The sequence below is a fragment of the Cobetia sp. BMC6 genome, assembly GCF_029991385.1.
In the GTDB taxonomy this organism is placed as follows: domain Bacteria; phylum Pseudomonadota; class Gammaproteobacteria; order Pseudomonadales; family Halomonadaceae; genus Cobetia.
Map to the genome: position 1 here is coordinate 708,118 of NZ_JAKUMF010000002.1, position 17,874 is coordinate 725,991.

At 61.6% G+C, this 17,874-nt stretch carries 18 protein-coding genes and 2 tRNA genes; 16 read left to right on the plus strand and 4 right to left on the minus strand.

Annotation, left to right across the window (positions count from 1 at the left end; genetic code table 11):
* The first annotated feature begins 54 nt into the window (after positions 1-54).
* Positions 55-1,179: a GGDEF domain-containing protein gene (locus MKZ40_RS07255; RefSeq protein ID WP_175089844.1), complete on the plus strand. Its 1,125-nt coding sequence runs from the start codon at positions 55-57 to the stop codon at positions 1,177-1,179.
* 157 nt (positions 1,180-1,336) lie between these two features.
* On the opposite strand, the gene MKZ40_RS07260 is transcribed toward MKZ40_RS07255, so the two are convergent.
* The 3 genes from MKZ40_RS07260 to MKZ40_RS07270 form a co-directional block, all read right to left on the minus strand.
* Positions 1,337-2,548 (minus strand): DEAD/DEAH box helicase, encoded by a 1,212-nt coding sequence (locus MKZ40_RS07260; RefSeq protein WP_175089845.1) that lies wholly within the window; start codon positions 2,546-2,548, stop codon positions 1,337-1,339.
* Between the two features lie 222 nt (positions 2,549-2,770).
* Positions 2,771-2,861, minus strand: a tRNA-Ser gene (locus MKZ40_RS07265).
* Positions 2,862-3,094: 233 nt separating this feature from the next.
* A tRNA-Ser gene (locus MKZ40_RS07270) sits at positions 3,095-3,185 on the minus strand.
* Between the two features lie 254 nt (positions 3,186-3,439).
* On the opposite strand from MKZ40_RS07270, the gene MKZ40_RS07275 reads away from it, so the two are divergent.
* The 6 genes from MKZ40_RS07275 (at position 3,440) to MKZ40_RS07300 (ending at position 6,847) form a co-directional block, all read left to right on the plus strand.
* Positions 3,440-4,108, plus strand: coding sequence for a Bax inhibitor-1/YccA family protein (locus tag MKZ40_RS07275; protein WP_175089846.1), 669 nt, complete (start codon positions 3,440-3,442; stop codon positions 4,106-4,108).
* 127 nt (positions 4,109-4,235) lie between these two features.
* Positions 4,236-4,625, plus strand: coding sequence for a sulfurtransferase complex subunit TusD (gene tusD, locus MKZ40_RS07280; protein ID WP_043335054.1), 390 nt, complete (start codon positions 4,236-4,238; stop codon positions 4,623-4,625).
* Positions 4,626-4,680: 55 nt separating this feature from the next.
* The gene (gene tusC, locus MKZ40_RS07285) at positions 4,681-5,091 is read left to right on the plus strand and encodes a sulfurtransferase complex subunit TusC (protein ID WP_254627100.1); all 411 of its coding nucleotides are present in this window, start codon (positions 4,681-4,683) and stop codon (positions 5,089-5,091) included.
* A 121-nt stretch (positions 5,092-5,212) separates the two neighbouring features.
* On the plus strand, positions 5,213-5,503 hold the full coding sequence (gene tusB / locus MKZ40_RS07290) for a sulfurtransferase complex subunit TusB (RefSeq protein ID WP_175089847.1): 291 nt from the start codon (positions 5,213-5,215) through the stop codon (positions 5,501-5,503).
* Positions 5,504-5,559: 56 nt separating this feature from the next.
* Entirely contained in the window at positions 5,560-5,913 is a 354-nt protein-coding gene (locus tag MKZ40_RS07295) for a TusE/DsrC/DsvC family sulfur relay protein (protein WP_175089848.1), read from the plus strand.
* 205 nt (positions 5,914-6,118) lie between these two features.
* Positions 6,119-6,847, plus strand: a complete 729-nt coding sequence (locus MKZ40_RS07300; RefSeq protein ID WP_175089849.1) for a YebC/PmpR family DNA-binding transcriptional regulator — start codon at positions 6,119-6,121, stop codon at positions 6,845-6,847.
* Positions 6,848-7,013: 166 nt separating this feature from the next.
* Here MKZ40_RS07300 and MKZ40_RS07305 read toward each other — a convergent pair whose 3' ends face one another.
* Positions 7,014-7,700: a DUF4396 domain-containing protein gene (locus MKZ40_RS07305; RefSeq protein ID WP_175089850.1), complete on the minus strand. Its 687-nt coding sequence runs from the start codon at positions 7,698-7,700 to the stop codon at positions 7,014-7,016.
* 267 nt (positions 7,701-7,967) lie between these two features.
* Between MKZ40_RS07305 and MKZ40_RS07310 the strand changes: the two genes are divergently transcribed.
* The 9 genes from MKZ40_RS07310 to MKZ40_RS07350 all read left to right on the plus strand — a co-directional run bounded on the left by MKZ40_RS07310 (position 7,968) and on the right by MKZ40_RS07350 (position 17,872).
* Positions 7,968-8,564, plus strand: coding sequence for a RimK/LysX family protein (locus MKZ40_RS07310; protein ID WP_175089851.1), 597 nt, complete (start codon positions 7,968-7,970; stop codon positions 8,562-8,564).
* A gap of 69 nt (positions 8,565-8,633) precedes the next feature.
* Positions 8,634-9,029, plus strand: a complete 396-nt coding sequence (locus MKZ40_RS07315; protein ID WP_175089852.1) for a DUF393 domain-containing protein — start codon at positions 8,634-8,636, stop codon at positions 9,027-9,029.
* Between the two features lie 141 nt (positions 9,030-9,170).
* On the plus strand, positions 9,171-10,052 hold the full coding sequence (fhuF, locus tag MKZ40_RS07320) for a siderophore-iron reductase FhuF (RefSeq protein WP_175089853.1): 882 nt from the start codon (positions 9,171-9,173) through the stop codon (positions 10,050-10,052).
* An 86-nt stretch (positions 10,053-10,138) separates the two neighbouring features.
* Positions 10,139-11,320, plus strand: a complete 1,182-nt coding sequence (gene rlmF / locus MKZ40_RS07325) for a 23S rRNA (adenine(1618)-N(6))-methyltransferase RlmF (protein ID WP_175089854.1) — start codon at positions 10,139-10,141, stop codon at positions 11,318-11,320.
* Between the two features lie 331 nt (positions 11,321-11,651).
* The gene (locus tag MKZ40_RS07330; RefSeq protein ID WP_282627821.1) at positions 11,652-12,536 is read left to right on the plus strand and encodes a glycosyltransferase family 2 protein; all 885 of its coding nucleotides are present in this window, start codon (positions 11,652-11,654) and stop codon (positions 12,534-12,536) included.
* Complete coding sequence (locus MKZ40_RS07335) at positions 12,536-13,012, plus strand: lipid-A-disaccharide synthase N-terminal domain-containing protein (RefSeq protein WP_254627101.1); 477 nt, start codon at positions 12,536-12,538, stop codon at positions 13,010-13,012. Before MKZ40_RS07330 ends, MKZ40_RS07335 begins: the two co-directional genes overlap by 1 nt.
* A 101-nt stretch (positions 13,013-13,113) precedes the next feature.
* Positions 13,114-14,805 carry a glycosyltransferase family 39 protein gene (locus MKZ40_RS07340; RefSeq protein ID WP_254627102.1) on the plus strand — a complete coding sequence of 564 codons (1,692 nt, stop codon included), beginning with the start codon at positions 13,114-13,116 and terminating at the stop codon, positions 14,803-14,805.
* A 113-nt stretch (positions 14,806-14,918) separates the two neighbouring features.
* Positions 14,919-16,703 (plus strand): hypothetical protein, encoded by a 1,785-nt coding sequence (locus tag MKZ40_RS07345; RefSeq protein ID WP_175089855.1) that lies wholly within the window; start codon positions 14,919-14,921, stop codon positions 16,701-16,703.
* Complete coding sequence (locus MKZ40_RS07350; protein ID WP_348994693.1) at positions 16,700-17,872, plus strand: NAD-dependent epimerase/dehydratase family protein; 1,173 nt, start codon at positions 16,700-16,702, stop codon at positions 17,870-17,872. Before MKZ40_RS07345 ends, MKZ40_RS07350 begins: the two co-directional genes overlap by 4 nt.
* Positions 17,873-17,874: the final 2 nt, after the last annotated feature.

A 17,874-nucleotide genomic window follows, 5' to 3' on the forward strand; every position in this document is an offset into this window, starting at 1 on the left:
TGTCCGTGACAGCGCCTGGCCACCCTTTGTGGCCAGCGACAAGGAGGTGACTACATGGCCAGCCCACATCCTCATCTCGCGGGCTTTCTGCGACGATTCGAGCAATTCCCGCCCGGGCTCACGGCGGATGAGAAGACCTTTCATGCCACCTTCAACATGGTCTACGTGCTGGCGGTCAGCTGCCATCTGCTCTACGCCATCCTGCTGTTGTGGCTGGGTGAGATGGGCATTCTGGCGCTGAATCTGGCGATGCTGATCGTCGATCTGGTCTGCCTGCAGCTGCACCGTGCTCGCCGTGAAGCCCTGGCGGCCACGTTGATGGCGCTGGGCACCTGTGCGCAGATCAGCTTCTCGCTAAGCTATTTCGGCTCGGAGGCCGGATTCGACTACTTCTACTTCGGTGCCTTGCTGTGCATCTACTCGATCCGCATGTCGTTCATGCGGCGCGTACTTCTGTGTGCCGCCTGCCTGAGCATGCCGCTGCTGGCCTATATCATCCTGATGCTGGAAGGGCCGACCCATCTGCTGCCCGCTGGCTGGATGCTGGCATTTCGCATCATCAATCTGGGGGTCTTGACCATCTTCTTCACGCTGGTGCTGGTACAGATGGGCTGGTCGGTGGAGCGCCTGCAGCAGCGTTTCGAGACGGGAGGGCGCTTCGATGCGTTGACCGGTGCTCTGAGTCGCGCGGAGCTGGTCGACAGCGGACGCGGCATGTTGATCAACAACGGGCCGCTGAGCGTGATGATGGTCGATGTTGACCACCTGGCGCTGATCAACGAGACCTGGGGGCGCCAGGCCGGTGATCAGGTGCTCAAGGAGCTGGTGCGGCGCATGCGCAGCATCCTGCGCGGGGAGGATCTGGTCGGGCGCTATGGCGGCGAGGAGTTCGTGCTGTTATGCCCGGGGCTGCATGGCGAGCGCGTCGACCAGGTGGCAGAGCGTCTGTGCAAGGGCGCTTCGGCGCTGCCATTCGTCATCAATGACGGCCTCAACAGTCTGGATGTCAATCTGTCGATCGGTGTCGCCCAGCGTCAGTCCGGCGACAAGGACCTGGAAGGCCTGATCGCCAAGGCTGACGTCAATCTGTTCCGCGCCAAGCAGGATGGCGGCAATGGCTTCGTCAGTGACACCCAGCTGGGGCCCGTGGGCGGGCCGGGCATCGCCGCCATCAATTGAGCGCAATGCACTGTGCGTAGCACTGTGCATAGAGCACTGCGCGCAGAGCTTCGTGCACAAAGCCTGGTATACAACCCGGCACGCCCCCGGAGAATGGCGTTGATGTCTCCGGGGGCGTGCTTGTGTCAGGGCGTCATCAGGCTTGCCCTGAGAAAAGTCAGCGGCGGTTGGACTGGCGCCGGCGACTCTTGCTTGCGGACTTGGGGGCGTAGTCGCTGTTCGAGGCCGGCACCGCGAGCTTGGGTGCAAAGCCTTCCACGACTTCGCGCGTCACGAAATAGCCCAGGTGCTGCTCGATGGCGCACAGGTTGCGGAAGTCATCACGCGAGACCAGCGAGATGGCTTCACCGCTGGCCCCGGCACGGCCGGTGCGCCCGATGCGGTGGACATAATCCTCGGCGGCGTCCGGCAGGTCGTAGTTGACCACGCGCTGCAGGTCATCGATGTCGATGCCACGTGCGGCAACGCCGGTGGCCACGAGATACTTGATGGTGCCGGCCTTGAAGTCGGCCAGCAGCTGCTCGCGCATGGCCTGGCTGCGACCGCTGTGGAAGGACTCGGCGGCGATGTCACGTTTCTCCAGCTGACTCACCAGCTTGGCGGCGCCGCGCTTGGTCTCGATGAAGATCAGCGCCTGCTGCCACTGCTTCTCGTGAATCAGGTGGCTCAGAAGGGCGGACTTGAACTCCTTGTCGACCGTGATCAGATACTGGCTGATGTCGGGCGCGGTGACGTTCTCCGGTGTGATCATGATCTCGACGGCGTCCGTCACTGCGGTCTTGGCCAGCACACGCACCTGGGCCGAAAGCGTGGCAGAGAACAGCAGGTTCTGGCGCTCCTTGGGCAGCTTCTCGACGATCTTGTTGATGTCGGCGATGAAGCCCATGTCGAGCATGCGGTCCGCTTCGTCGATGACGAGGGTACGTGTCTCGTCGAGATGGATCGCGCGGCGGGTCAGCATGTCCAGCAGGCGGCCGGGCGTCGCCACCAGGATGTCCACGCCCTCGATCAGGCGCTGTTGCTGGGGTTCGATCTCCACGCCGCCATACATCGCCATGGAGCTGACTTCCAGATACCGAGCGTAGTGCTGGATGTTGTCTACGACCTGAATCGCCAGCTCCCGCGTCGGTGTCAGGATGACGGCATGTACCCGCTTGGCGCGCACCTTGGGCGCCTGCTGCAGGGTCTGCAGGATGGGCAGCACGAAGCTTGCCGTCTTGCCGGTACCCGTCTGGGCTGCGGCGATTAGGTTGTCACCGGCCAGCACGACGGGGATTGCCTTCTCCTGGATGGGAGTCGGGGTCTGGTAGCCTTGCTCGGTGACGGCCTTGACGATGGAATCGCTCAAACCAAGGGCAGAAAATGGCATGGTGTCTCGACTTGTCTAAAGGGGGAGGGGCAAGCGCACAGTCTGCGGCAAGGAATGTCTGGCGCAGTGATGCTCACTGTAGCCGAAAGTCCGCTGACGGCCCGGCGCATCATTGGCCATCGCTGCTCAGGCAGGGTAGCGAAGTGGCGGCGATGGGCGCTGCGCGGCAACAATGAAAAAGCCCCGCCTACCTGAAGTAGACGGGGCTTTCGGAATTCAAGGTGGTGGAGGGACAGGGATTCGAACCCTGGGTAGGCTATTAACCTACGCCGGTTTTCAAGACCGGTGCATTCAACCGCTCTGCCATCCCTCCGACTCACGGAGCGAAATACTACCGAACCTGGTGATAATAGCAAGAGGTAAGCGAAGAAAAATCTTCGGAAAAGCCATCGCGGACAATCACTTGCAGCAGGGTTGCGCTGGGGTGAGGCCGCCGGAAGCCGCCTGCTGGTACCAGACCATGATTCAGGTCATGACTCGGATCATGAATCATGACCACGAAAAAGCCCCGCCTACCTGAGGTAGACGGGGCTTTCGGAATCAAGGTGGTGGAGGGACAGGGATTCGAACCCTGGGTAGGCTATTAACCTACGCCGGTTTTCAAGACCGGTGCATTCAACCGCTCTGCCATCCCTCCGACTCACGGGATGAAATACTACGGATTTTTCAGTCAGCGTCAAGGACTTGGCGTAAATTTCCTTGTCGTTCAGATGCTTGAAAGGTCGCACATGCCACAATGGCCGCGGAGACTGACGATGTCGTTGCCTTGCGTGCGCCGGATGGTTGCCTCAATGGGGCTTTTCATCGTTCTGTCTCTTGATTAGGCAAACCCCTGAGGGCATGCTGGGGTCAAATCGATGAATCCATCGTAGCAACCTGAGGATAGACACCATGGCTAACAGCTCCTGGCAGGTCTCGCAGGATACCGCGAGCCGCTCGCTCAGTACTCACAAGGTACTGCGCAACACTTACATGATGCTGGCAATGACGCTGCTGTTCTCCGCGCTGACCGCTGGCGTGGCGATGAGCATGGGCGTCGGCCGCATGAACATCTTCGTGCTGCTGATCGGTGCCTACGGCCTGATGTTCCTGGTCCACAAGACCGCGAACTCCACCGCCGGTATCTTCGTGACCTTCGCCTTCACCGGCTTCATGGGCTTCACGCTCGGCCCGGTACTGAATGCCTACCTGAGCCTGCCCAACGGCGGCCAGCTGGTGATGACCGCGCTCGGCATGACCGGCATCACCTTCGCCGGCCTGTCCGCGGTGGCACTGGTGACGCGCAAGGACTTCTCGTTCCTGGGCAACTTCCTGTTCGCCGGCGCCATCGTACTGATTCTGGCGATGCTGGCAGCGATGATCTTCAACATCAGCGGCCTGGCACTGGCTGTCTCCGCCGGCTTCGTGCTGTTCGCCTCCGCGGCGATCCTGTTCGAGACCAGCCAGATCATCCACGGCGGGCAGACCAACTACCTGCTGGCGACGGTGAGCCTGTACGTCTCCATCTACAACATGTTCGTCAGCCTGCTGGCCCTGCTGGGCTTCGCTTCCGACGATTGATCGTCAAGCGAAGGAACATGAGACCTGCAAACGACCCCGCCTCGGCGGGGTCGTTTGCGTTCGGGTGTCAGGTGGCGTGACTCGCGCTAGAATAGCGGCCATTCATGAGCAGTCACACGAGGTTCGCATGCGTTATGCTCTGGCCGTCTACGGCGGCCCCTACAGCCAGCAGGCCAGCCATTCGGCGCTGCGCTTTGCCGATGCCCTGCTGGCGCGCGGCCATCAGCTGACCACGGTGTTCTTCTATCACGATGGCGTCTACAACGCCGCCAACATGATGGCGCCGCCTCAGGACGAGCCGCATCTGCGTGATCGCTGGCTGTCGCTTGCCGAGAACCACGCTACCCGCCTGCAGGTGTGTGTCGCTGCGGGCCTGAGGCGCGGCATGCTCGATGAGCGCGAAGCGGCGCGGCATGGCAAGCAGGGGCACACCCTCGAGGCGCCGTTCGAGCTGACGGGGCTGGGCCAGCTGGTCGAGGCGACGTTGGACAATGACCACTTGATCACCTTTGCATGACGTCATTTCTTGTCATCACTGATGATGACGCCACTTATCGAGTGAGGAGCAGACCATGAGCGATGTGATGACGGCGCCCCTGGCAGGTGATGACGCCGGGATGGCCGCCGGTGACCTGCTGGTCATGCTGCGCCATGGCCCGCATGGCAGCAGCTGGCTGCGCGAAGGACTGGAGGCGGCGATGGTCGCGGCGGCCTTCGGACGCGAGGTCGGGCTGCTGTTCACCGGTGATGGCGTGATGGCGCTGCTGGAAGGGCAGCAGACCGGGCCGCTGGGGCAGAAGGGCAGTGACAACCTGCTGGCGGCGCTTGAGATGTATGACGTCGAGCGCTGCTACGTCGATGCAGCGGCGCTGCGCGCACGGGGCCTGACAGCGCAGGATGTCACGCTGTTGCCGGTCACGCTGCTCGAGCACGACGAGGTGGTCGCGCTGACAGTCGCGTTCTCGCGCGTGCTGAGCTTCTGACACGTCACTGCCGCCAACGCTGGCGACTGATATGCTCGCATCAGTTTCCTGATGCCATGTCGTTGATATCTCTCCATTGATGGCCAGCGTCAGCCCCAGCTTTCCTTGCCTGGATAATTGCATGAATCTACATCTACTCAATCGTTCGCCATTCTCCAGCCGCATCCATGATGATGTGCTCAATGCCATGGGCCCGGAAGACCAGCTGCTGTTGATCGAGGATGGCGTCAATGGCGCTCTCGACAACGCCGAGCAGCACCTTGCCGGGCTTGAGGGACGGCTGTTCGCGTTGCGCGAAGACCTCGAGTCCCGCGGCCTGCTGGGACGCTGCGCGGAGAGCGTCATCGTGGTCGACGTCGACGGTTTCGTCGCCCTGACTGAGGCCGCCGACAAGACCGTCAGCTGGTTCTGAGGCGTCAGGCGCTTCTCCCTTTCAATTTTCATGCAAGACAGTGAATCAGGATCTGTATGGCCAGTAGTGAAACGGTGCGCACACTGACGCTTGATGGGCGTGATATCGGACTGGATGCGGAAGGCTATTTGGTCGATCTAGATGACTGGAGCCCGGCGCTGGCGGAAATGCTGGCCGCCGAGGAGGGGCGTGAACTGACGCCGGAGCACTGGGAGGTGATCGAGGTATTGCGTGACTTCTATCAGCGCTTCTCGCTCTCGCCGGCCATGCGCCCGCTGAGCAAGGCGATGACCCAGCGGTTTGGCTCCGACAAGGGCCGCTCGTTGCATCTGATGCGCCTGTTCCCGGACAGCCCGCCCAAGGTGGGCGCGCGCATCGCCGGGCTGCCCAAGCCGACCAACTGTCTGTGACGGCCAGCAGCATGCATGAGTCGCCTTGCCCGTCGTGGTGCGCTGCGCTCAACGCGCAAGACCCGGCAGGGATGGCGACGTACGGCGTTGTCTGCGTTACTATTCGTCACAGCGTTGCAGTGTCGGCCAGGAGGCCGACACTGCTTCAGGTCCCGCGACATGGTCGCAAGGGCATTTGAATTCAGGCGGACAAGAGTCGACTTGCATGGGAAGAGCATTCCAGAACCGTAAAGAATCAATGGCGCGTACCTCTCTCAACAAGGCACGCGTGTATTCACGTTACGGGCGCGAGATTTACGTCTCGGCCAAGAACGGTGGCCTCGACCCCAACGGCAACCTGAGCCTGCGTCGTCTCATCGAGAAGGCCAAGAAGGACCAGGTGCCGACTCACGTCATCGACAAGGCGATCGACAAGGCCAAGGGCACCGGCGGAGAAGACTTCGCTCTGGCGCGCTATGAAGGCTTTGGTCCGGGCAATGTCATGGTCATCGTTGATTGTCTGACCGACAACAACAACCGCACCTTCGGCGAAGTCCGCACCTGCTTCAACAAGGGCAAGGGCAAGCTGGGCGCGCAGGGTTCGGTGTCGCACATGTTCGACCACCGCGCCATCCTGGCCTTCAAGGGTGCGGAAGAGGACGAGGAAAAGGTCCTGGAAGCGCTGATGGAAGCCGACGTCGATGTCAGTGATATCGAGCTCGACGACGGCATCATCACGGTGCTCGCGCCGACGACCGAGTACTTCAAGGCCAAGGGGGCACTGACCGCCATCTACGGTGAAGATCTCGACTTCGAAGTCGATGAGATCAGCTTCATTCCGCAGATCCATACCGAGGTCGGCGGCGATGACGCCGAGCTGCTCAACAAGATGCTCGAGCTGCTGGATGATTGTGAAGACGTGCAGCAGGTCTATCACAACGGCGAGTTCGTCTGAGTCAGCAACTTGAACGTGATGCGACTGGCGGCATCGCTCTGACTGGGATGCGAATGTCAGTGTGAGAGGTCAGTCAGAGAAAAGCCCCGTCGGCATGCCGACGGGGCTTTTTCATGTCTCGACACTCAATACTCAACACTCGGCGTGTCTCAGCAGTGCACGCGCTTCAGCAATGTGCATGGTGCTGCGCTTGCGAGTCCGTCTCGCGTGGGTCCGCCATGCCACCCTTGACGCCATGCTTCACCAGCCAGACGTTGACGGGCCAGGCGGCGAGCAGCCCCAGACTCAAGGAAATGATCAGCGAGTTCCAGAACAGCGGCTGATGCATGCCGGCGCCGCCCGCAAGCCAGAGGTCCACGGAGATCGCCACCACTTCCATCACCACGATGGAGGCCGTCTCGCTCTTGAAGGCATCACGAATCACCTGCGGCTTGTCATCACTGCCACCCTGCAGCATCGGGCCGACCGTCAGCAGAAAACCGAACAGGTAAGCGAAGAGGAAGGTGATGATGGCGGTGGAGATATTGCCCATGGCCAACAGGCCCACCGCCAGGCTGACGCCGACGAATTCCCCCAGTCCGCAGCCCGAGTAGCAGTGCGCGACGCTTCTCAGCCCCTTGCGGGCATCACCGTTGGTGGCGATCTGGCGGCGCCCGGCGAAACGATAGACCAGCAGGCCCACGACACCGGAGTAGAGCGTGGTCAGTCCCCACACCCACTTCATCATCGGGGCCAAGTGGGCATTCTTCGTGGTCAGATCGCGCACGACCCAGATCAGCGCCGGTACCATCAGCAACAGCCAGCACAGCAGCAGGCTCCAGTGGGAAAGTGACTCACGTAACAGGTCTTGCATGATGACCTCCGTCGAGTGGATGTTGCAGATGGCAGCCCCCTGATGGCGCGGCCCTCCATGATAGCTGGTGGGGGCAGCGCGCCATATCAAGGGTGGCTTGTCATCGCCTGCTCGCAACCGCCCGTTGCTTTCGCCTGACAGGGGGCCAGGGGGCAGAAGAACAGGCGAGGGTGTGCTCTCACGCCTTGTTAACCTTGCCGCAAGCCTCCATGGTGAAGGATGTCGGGCATTGTCCTTGCAACGTCGCCACTTTTTCCTGGAGCCATCATGTCGAGACACGCTGCTACATCCCTTGCACGCGCCGCACGTCAATTCGCCGGTATCGGTTTGATTGCCTCGCTTGCCGCGCCAGTCGTGGCCCAGGCGGCAGACGATGAAGTCTTCGGTTGGGTGGAAAAGGCGACCATCGAGCCGTGGGGCGTGATGGTGAAGGCCAAGCTGGATAGCGGCGCGCTGACCTCCTCGATGCATGCCGAGAATATCGAGACCTTCGAGCGTGATGACGAGGAGTGGGTGCGTTTCGATGTCGAGGTCGAGGACGAAGCCAAGGGTGAAAAGGTCGAGAATACCTTCGAGCGCCCCCTGTATCGTGACCTGACGGTGTCCGGTGCAGGCGGACGTGATACGCGCCCGGTGGTGCTGATGACACTGTGCATGGGCGGCGAGCGCTACGAGGAGCAGTTCAGTCTGCGCGATCGTGATGGCATGAATTATCCCGTGCTGCTGGGGCGTCGCACCATTCAGAGCCTGGGTGTGCTCGATGTGCGCAAGACCTTCCAGACCAGCCCGGACTGTGCCGAGGACGCGCCGCTGCATCGCTATGAAGACAAGGAATATTCCGACCGCATCGGCGCGGCGTCCTGATCTCATGTCGCGCTGAAGGCTCATTGAGGAACGCGTACCGCGCATATTCATCACAAGAGGGAGGCCAGCATGTCGGATGCCGCCAGCCAGCGACCTCAGCGTGACGGTTTGCCACTCATCAGGATCTACTACGACGCGCGCTGCCCGGTGTGTCGTCGTGAACGCGCCCGCTACGAGCGGCTGTCGCGCCAAGACGCCAACGTGGAGTGGTGGGATGCGACGGATAACGCCGAGCATCTCGCCGCTCGCGGCATCGGCCTCAAGCAGGCATTGCTGTCGTTGCATGTCGAGACAGCGCAAGGGCAGATCCGTGAGGGCATGCCGGCGTATCGCCTGCTGCTTGCGCGCATCCCCGGTCTTGCCTGGCTGGGGTGGCTGATCACGCGGCCTCTGATCGAACCGGCGCTGACGCGAGTCTACGATGCCTGGGTGCGTCGTCGACTGTGTCGGGACGGCAGGCTGTGAGTGCCGACGAGCCCGACGCAGGCTGCTGGAAGCCCTGTTGTAAGCCCTGCTGGTTCATCATGCTCTTTTGATATGCAAATGCTAATAGTTTTCGTTAGTATGTGAGGCACTGTCTGTTTCTTCACGTCTGCGAGCTTCCCGATGATCGACGCGCTTTCCCCGCTCTTTGCCGGTCCGATGGTTGCCTATCGGGACCTGATCACTACCTACGCTCAGGTGCAGGCAGGTGATGAGGCGTCGCTCCAGCGTGTCGTGCCGGCGCGCGATGTGCTCAGCCCCGGGTGGCTGGCGGCGTGCATCGCCGCGCATGGCATGCAGTACGAGGCCGGCCCGGCAGCCGCCGCCTCTCACCACAGCGCCCCCGATGAGCAGGCGCTGCTTTCCCAGTGGTCCAAGTACCTGTTGTCCTCGATGGTATCGCTGCCGCTGGCGGCCAACCTGTTGCTGGACCATCAACTGCCGCTGGAGCTGCGGCATCTTTCGCTGCGCCTAGGCGAGCATGGTGTGGTCACGCAGCTGATACTCGATGATGCGGCGGGGCAGGGTACAAGCCTCCCGGCGGAGATCGAGTCGGCCGATGAGGCGACGCGGCTCCAGGCGCGCTTTCAGGGCTACCTGACGCATCTTGAGGCCGTCATCGAGCGCCTGGTGCCGCACACTGCGCTGGGGCCCAAGGTCTTCTGGAGCAACGCGGCGCACTACTTCGTCTATATCGTCGGCATGCTGGAAGAGCAGGGCTGGGTCGCGCAGGCGGCGCCGGCACATCAGCTGATGGCGACCAGAATTCTGGCCGACGGGCGGCGCAATCCGCTCTATCAGCCGGTCAGCGACGTGATGGACCGTCATGGCGAACGGCATACGCCGCGCAAGGTGTGCTGCGTGCGTTATCGCATCGAGTGTCTGGGCTATTGCAGCAATTGCCCGCTGAGCATCGAACGTGCACCGGCTCGCCGCGCCCAGACGCGTCGGGTCGATCAGCGTGCCAACTCGCGCGCGGCGCTGATCGATAGCGACCTGTCCTGATAGGTAGCGTCCTGAGTGGCAGCGGTCTGTGTTGATCGGCGCCTTCTGGTAAGATGGCGTCCCCTGTCATTGTCCGGTATGTCGTCATGTCCTCGTCTTCGCGTCGCCCACGCGGTGCTTCCCTCGCCAAGTCCGGCGCATCCTCCCGACACGACTCGGCTGACAGACGTCAGCAGGCCGCCCCGGCTGACCGTCTTGATCCGGCCGCCCGCGAGAAGCCCAGCGCGGCCAAGGCACCTTCCGTCCAAGCGCCTGCCATCAAGGCGCCTTCTATCAAGGTGACCCCGGCTCGCAAGGGGCAGCTGCACCCCCGCAACCCGCATCGTGGGCGCTATGACATGGCCGCGCTGGTCAAGGCGAGCCCGGCACTGGCGGCCTTCGTGATCAAGACACCCGCTGGCAGCGAGTCCATCGACTTCGCCGATCCCGTGGCGGTCAAGGCGCTCAATCGGGCCCTGTTGAGTCGCCATTACGGCATCGCCCACTGGGACATTCCCGCCGGCTATCTGTGTCCCCCCATCCCCGGGCGCGCCGATTATCTGCATTACCTGGCGGACCTGATCAGTGAAGCGAATGGCGGTCAGCTGCCGGCGGGTGAGCACGTGCGCGCGCTGGATATCGGCACCGGTGCCAACCTCATCTACCCCCTGCTGGGCAATCGCAGCTTTGGCTGGCAGATGGTCGGCAGTGATATCAGCGCGCAGGCGATCGACTCGGCTCGCGCGATACTGTCCGCCAATGCGCGCCTCAAGGGCCAGATCGAGGTGCGCCTGCAGGCCGATCGCACGCGCCACTTCGCTGGAATCTGGGGCGCGGATGAGCGTTTTGATCTAGTGCTTTGCAATCCGCCGTTCCATGCCAGTGAAGCCGATATGGCGCGGGAATCGCAGCGCAAATGGCGCGGGCTCGACAAGTCGCGCCGGCAGCGCGGTAATGCCTCACGCAAGGGTGGGGCACGCACTGCGCCTGCGCTGAATTTCGCGGGTCAGGCGGCCGAGCTCTGGTATCCGGGCGGGGAAGAAGCCTTCGTCACCCGCATGATCCAGGAGAGCCGCAAAGTCGCCACGCAGTGCCTGTGGTTCACCTCGCTGGTCGCGCATTCGGCGAGCCTGACCGGTATCAGGAAAGCCCTCAAGCGCAGTGGTGTCAGCGAGGTCAGGGTGGTCGAGATGTCCCAGGGGCAGAAGGTCAGCCGCTTTGTCGCCTGGTCGTATCTCACGTCCGACCAGCGTCGGCAGTGGGGGCGGGATCACTGGCAAGGGAAGTGAAGCGTCTGTCATAGCCGTATCAAGAGAGTCTTCGACTCAATGATGTCTTTGCATTGAAGCCCCCGTCGCCCAGCGCGACGGGGGCTTCTTGCATTGACGGTTGTCATCCGCGCTTCACTTAAGCCTGCCTTAATAGTTTGCGGGCAAACTTTCTGCCAGAAACGCGCAGCCTGCCGGTTCCGATCGCTGCAGGATCTGACATCTATCCGGCTTGCTCGACGCCCAGTCATTGCTCAGGAGTTATTCCATGAAGTCCGCGATCACCATGACATCGCCTGGTTCAGACCACCCCTTGGCGCAGGGCGAGGAGCCCTTGTGCGGAGGAGTTTCGGTGTTGATACCGGCTCGTGATGAGCGTGACAACTTGCCTGGCCTTATTGCCGAGGTGCATGAGGCGCTTGCGGGGCAGCGCTACGAGATCATCGTGGTGGATGATGGTTCCAGTGATGGCAGTTGGAGTTGGCTCAAGCAGGCTGCGCAGGAAGATCCACGATTGCGTCCCTATCACCACGGCACCAGTTTCGGACAGAGTACTTCGCTGTGGCAGGCTGCCCGGCTGGCGCGCGGTCGATGGTTGGCGACCCTGGATGGCGATGGCCAGAATGATCCAGCGGACTTGCCGGACATGTTGTCACTGGCAACGCTCGAAAAGCTCGACCTGGTAGCTGGTCATCGCACGCAACGCCGCGATGATGCCGTCAAGCGTGTGTCATCACGCTTGGCCAATGCCATCCGACAAGCGCTGCTGCACGATGACACGCCAGATACCGGCTGCGGAATCAAGGTCATGCGTCGTGACGTCTTCCTTCGGCTGCCGTATTTCGACCACATGCACCGTTTTCTTCCGGCGCTGGTTCGCGCCCAGGGTGGCAAGGTGCAGTCATTGGCAGTCCGTCACCGCGAACGAGTGGCAGGGGTATCCAAATACGGCTTCTTCGATCGGCTCTGGGTCGGTATTGCCGATATTGTCGGAGTGATGTGGCTTGTGCGTCGCTCGCGTCTACCGTCACCGCTCGAGAATATCTTTGGCCATGCTGCCAGTGAGGCCATCGACCATGGTTCGCTGCCGTTGGTGGGGACGCACGTGTCGACGCCCTCTGCATCCGCGCCAACAAGCCTGTTTGACTCCCCCTCTAGATATCAGGCTAACGGTCACGATGCAGCAGCAGGTGACAGCAACCCGGACCAGGCCGACGTGGCGCGGGGTGCCTGCTGATGGATGTCAGTCCGTGGTGGGTCGCTGTCGGTTTTGGAGGCCAGGCGCTGTTCTCGGCGCGTTTCATCATTCAGTGGCTGGCCAGTGAGAAGGCACGTCGTTCCATCGTTCCTCGTGCCTTCTGGTGGTTCTCGCTTGCCGGTGGCACGACGCTGCTTGCGTATGCCATCCATCGCGAGGACCCGGTATTCATTGCCGGTCAGGGGGCAGGGCTTTTCATCTATCTGCGTAATCTGAGCTTGATCAAGCGGGATCGCCGGTCACTCACGTCGCCTAGCAGCGAAGCGTCGTCCCAGGCCCCGCAGGAGTCCACTGTCGTCGAACACGCTTGTGGCAAGACGGAAGAATGCGCATTGAGCACTGACGACTCCCTGAAGGCCAGGCTCGCGTCGCTGGAGATAGAAAACGCCCGACTCAAGACTGAAGTGGCACACCTCCATGCCAATTCCGTTCGGCACCAAGGGACAGGCGCATGAAGGCAATGACGCCAGCTGGTGGTGTGTACCGAAGACTTTCCCGCCATCCCTGGTGGGTCCTGGGGGCGTTGTATCTATCTGTCTCTGCCATCGGGCTTGGCATGCGTATGCCGTGGCCTGCCGATGAGCCACGCTTCGCGCTCAATGGTCTCGAGATGTGGATCACGGGGGACTGGTGGTTGCCACACCGCGCGGGAGAGCTTTATCCCGACAAGCCGCCGATCTTCATGTGGCTCAGTGCCTTGTCCACTGGCTTGGTGGGGGATATCCGCATCGGCTTTGCCCTGCCATCGCTGGTGGCCGGGGCCGCGACTCTGGGGCTGAGCGTGGACCTGATTCGCCGCCTGCATGGCCGGCACACAGCCTTCATTGCCGGGCTGTGGTTGCTCGCGTCAGTGCAGTTCATCTTGCAGGCTCGTACGGCTCAGATCGACATGCTGGTCACGGCTTTCATCCTGCTGGGTAGCTGGGGATTGTTGCGGCATGCATTGCTCAATGATGGCGTGCGCTATTTCTATCTCGGCTGCTTTGCGATGGGGCTTGGCATCCTCACCAAGGGGGTCGGGTTCCTGCCGTTGCTGATGTTGCCTTTCTGGCTGATGGCTGCGCGTCACGCATCGACTTGGCGCAGCAGTGGTCGTCGCGCAGGGCAGCTGACATCACGCGAGCTGTTGATCGGACTCTGCTGGATGCTGGCGGCTCCGCTGCTCTGGGTAGGGCCGATGCTGGTGATGTCCTTCGTGTCCGGCGATTCGGAGCTTGCCGCCTATCGCGACAACATCCTGCTCAAGCAGACCGCTGAGCGATATACCGACAGCTGGCATCATCTGAAGCCTTGGCATTACTTCCTGACCAGTGTGATTCCCTGGGCATGGATGCCGCTGCTGCTGACGCTACCCTCGTGGCCGAAGGCACTCGCTCGCCGCTTCTCGCGCCGCGATCTACGAGTCTGGCTGCCCCTGGTGGGTGCGGCATTGATGGTGGTCTTCTTCTCGTTGTCTCCAGGCAAGCGGGGAGTCTATATCCTGCCGGCGCTGCCGCTGTTGGTGATCTGCCTGGCACCCATGTTGCCGGGGTTGTCACGTAAGCCTCATGTCTCCTGGCTGGGGTTTGCACTTTGCGCCGGACTGGCAGGCATCTTCCTGATCTCGGCACTGCTCGGTGTCTTCGGGTACCCGGCATTGGTGACGCTTGCTGCAAAGGAGGGGGTGGTGCCGTGGGGGTGGTGGGGGCTGCTGGGTGTCAGTGGTATCGCGCTCTGTACCTGGTTGAAACCACGGAACGGCTTGTTGGCCTTGGGGATTTGGCTCGTGGTGTTCTGGAGTCTGTGGGGCACCTGGGGGGCACGATTGATGGACCCGGTTCGCAATCCTGCCGTACTGATGGCGCAGGTTGCCGAGAAGAGCGATTACCAGGCATTGGCCATTCCCGATTTTCGTGAGCAATACATCCTGCAGGCGCGTCAGCCATTGTGGCACTTCGGTTACAAGACGCCGGAGGAAGACCAATTCTCGCGCCTCTATGCATGGCTGAAGGAGGCCCCGCAGAACCGCTGGGCCTTGTTGACACCCCGCAAGCTCAAGCGGCATGCCTGTCTGGATGGCGCACAGGCCATCACATTGAATGAGCCGGATGAGCAATGGGTACTGTTACCTGGCAGCGCGGCCGTGAAATGTCAGGGCAATCCCGATGTTGCGCCGATGTATCTGGCACCGACCTCGGTCTCGAATGAAGCGGCACAGCTGATCGGACTTCCCCAGCGCCATACTCTGATGCCGGAGGTTCAGCCATGAAGTGTCAGAAGCAACTTTCATGTGCGATATCCCTGGTGGGAAGGGGCTCCCATTCGTTGATCAACCTGAATGCCAGCGAGCGAATATGTTGGACGCTATGGGGAGTGTTGCTGATGTCAGCAGCGCTGGCACGACCCTATCTGCCCATCGATGAAACTCGCTATGTCTCGGTGGCATGGGAGATGTGGCATGCCGGCAGCGGGTTCGTCTCGACCATGAACGGGGTGGCCTACGCTGACAAGCCGGTACTGTTGTTCTGGTTGATTCACGCCGGATGGATGGTCTTCGGAGTCAATGATGTCTGGCCAAGATTGGTGATGCCGCTGGTCAGTCTGCTGGGTATCTGGCAGATAGGGCGTGTCGCCCGCACCCTGTGGCCGGCCACTGGCCTGGCCGATGCCGAACGGCAGAGACATGAACTTTGGGTACGCATGGTGCGTTGGATGCTCGCCGGTTGTCTGATGTGGGGGCTCTATAGCCAGGCCTTGATGTTCGATGTGCTGTTGACGACGTGTCTACTGGGCGCGTTGCGGCCCTGGTGTACACCACGGGGAGGGCAGCCGTTCAGCCTGAGCGTCGTGCTCGAGAGTGGTGTGTGGCTGGGGTTGGCCTTGCTGGCCAAAGGGCCGGTCGCACTCTTGTGGTTTCTGTTGGTGGTCGGCTCGCGCCCCTGGTGGACGCAAGCACAAGCCCGCGAGGTGTGGGTCTGTGAGTGGCGCGGTTGGGTGTTGAGCCTGCTGCTGGGCATCGCGGTGTTGTGCATCTGGTTGCTTCCCGCCGTCATCACTGGCCCTCCCGACTATGTCGAGGATCTGCTTTGGGGCCAGACGGCAAGCCGCGTCGTCTCCGCGCAGGATCATGCTCGACCGCCATGGTGGTATCTACCGTGGCTGGCGGTGTTGATCTTCCCGCTCAGCCTGCGCCCGCGATTGCTGATCGAGGGGTTTCTGGCCTCGGTTGCTCGGCGGCCAACGTCAGAGCAACCCTTGCTGAAGCTGGGACGCTTCTGGGCACTGGGCGGACTGCTGGTCTTTTCACTTATCTCCGGCAAGCAAGTGCATTATCTGATGCCGCTACTGATACCGGTGAGTCTGCTGCTGGCCTGGGCTGCTCTGCGCCAGCCTCCGGCTCGCACATCGCTGAAACTGCTGGCGATGATCAGCGGTGGCCTGGGACTGGCAAGCCTGGCGTTGACGGTCATCGTCATGCCCGCAGGCTGGCTGACTGATGCCTCATTTCTGCCGACCAATGCAGCGCTGGTGGCTTCGGGCAACGCAAGCCTTGCGTGTCTCATGGCGGGAGCTAGCTTGCTGGCCTTGATGGTATGGCTATGGCCTTCCGTGGATGAGGCGAGACGCTCCATCACGGCTCAAACACCTGCCGCTGAGTCACTGGGCAATAGCTCGCTAAATGCTCAGCGGCGACTGGCGCTGGGCAGCATGTTGCTGGTGACCTGCTTGCTGGCCCTGACATTACGTCCGTTATGGCCACGTCTGGATCAGACTGCCCTGGCTCAATGGGTTCAGCACCATCAACAGGAAGGCCAGCAGGTGGCCGTCGTTGGCTGGGACTATCAGGCAACCTGGCAGTTTCTGGGGCGACTGACCCAACCGCTGAAGCAATTGAAGCGCGATTCGAGTCAGCTGAATTCCTGGCAGGCAGCGCATCCCGATGGCTGGTTGATAATCGAGGCTGACAAATGTCTGCGTCTACCCGACACGCCAGGCCCTCTGGCCGGCATGCGTGATTGGTGTCAGGCGGCAGTAGACGATGGAGCCAATGCCACGCCGGTCTTTCATCAGGGACGCCACCGATTATTGACGGTACCCGCAGCGGCATTGGGCGGCCCCTCATCAGCACCAACGGCGTTGGTCATGACCGCTCAGGAGAAACGATGAGCATGAAGATACTGGTAACTGGGGCTGCAGGTTTCATTGGTGCTGCTCTGTGTGAGCGACTCTTGAAGGAAGGCCTGCAGGTCGTCGGTCTCGACAATCTCAACCCCTACTATCCGTTGGCGCTGAAGCAGCACCGCCTGACACGTCTCGAAGCACTTGCCGGGCAGTGCGTTGCTGCCCCCGGCAATGCACGCCGGCTGGGCAGCTTTCGCTTCGTCAAGCTGGATCTTGTCGAACGTGAGGCGCTTCGCACATTGATGCAGGAAGAGGAGTTTGATGTCGTCGTCAATCTGGCGGCCCAGGCTGGGGTGCGCCACTCCATCACTCAGCCTTTTGATTATGTCGACAGCAACCTGGTCGGCTTCGTCAATCTTCTTGAGGCTTGTCGTGACACGGCCCCGAGCCATTTGCTCTATGCTTCCAGCAGTTCCGTTTACGGGGATGATACCCGTCAGCCTCTGCAGGAATCCCAGGCGGGTGTACGCCCGCTCTCGCTGTACGCTGCCACGAAGCGCTCAAATGAATTGATGGCTTACAGCTACGCGCATCTCTATGGTTTACCGGTGACAGGGCTACGCTTCTTTACCGTTTATGGCGCCCGCGGGCGCCCGGACATGGCGCCACTTCGTTTCGCACGCAAGCTGCTGGCCGACGAGGTGATCGATGTCTACAACCATGGACAGATGGCACGTGATTTCACCCATGTCAGTGATATCGTGGAGGGCATCTACCGGCTTATGCACCTGCCGCCGACGCAGGAAGTGAATGCCGCTCCCTCGCGTGTCCTGAACCTCGGGCGCGGCGAGCCCATCGCATTGGGGAACTTCATCAATGGTCTCGAGGCAGCACTGGGTGTCCCGGCTCGCAAGCGTCTGCTGCCGATGCAGCCAGGGGATGTCGAGCGTACCTGGGCAGATACCTCGACACTTGAGACGCTGACCGGCTTTCGCCCCAGTGTCAGTCTTGCCACAGGGCTTGAGGAGTTGGCTGAGTGGGCGCAGCAGTATCCGTCACTGCTGAGAGAAACCGATGACGAGCAATCGCCCCGGGTGGGGTGTCCTGACGAAGCAGGCGTAGCTGCAGGTGGACATTCTGGACGCATGACAAAGGCCGGCATGTCCGCCATGACGGCCTTGGCCTCCAGTAGTGGAACTCTCTTGAAGGCCTGAGT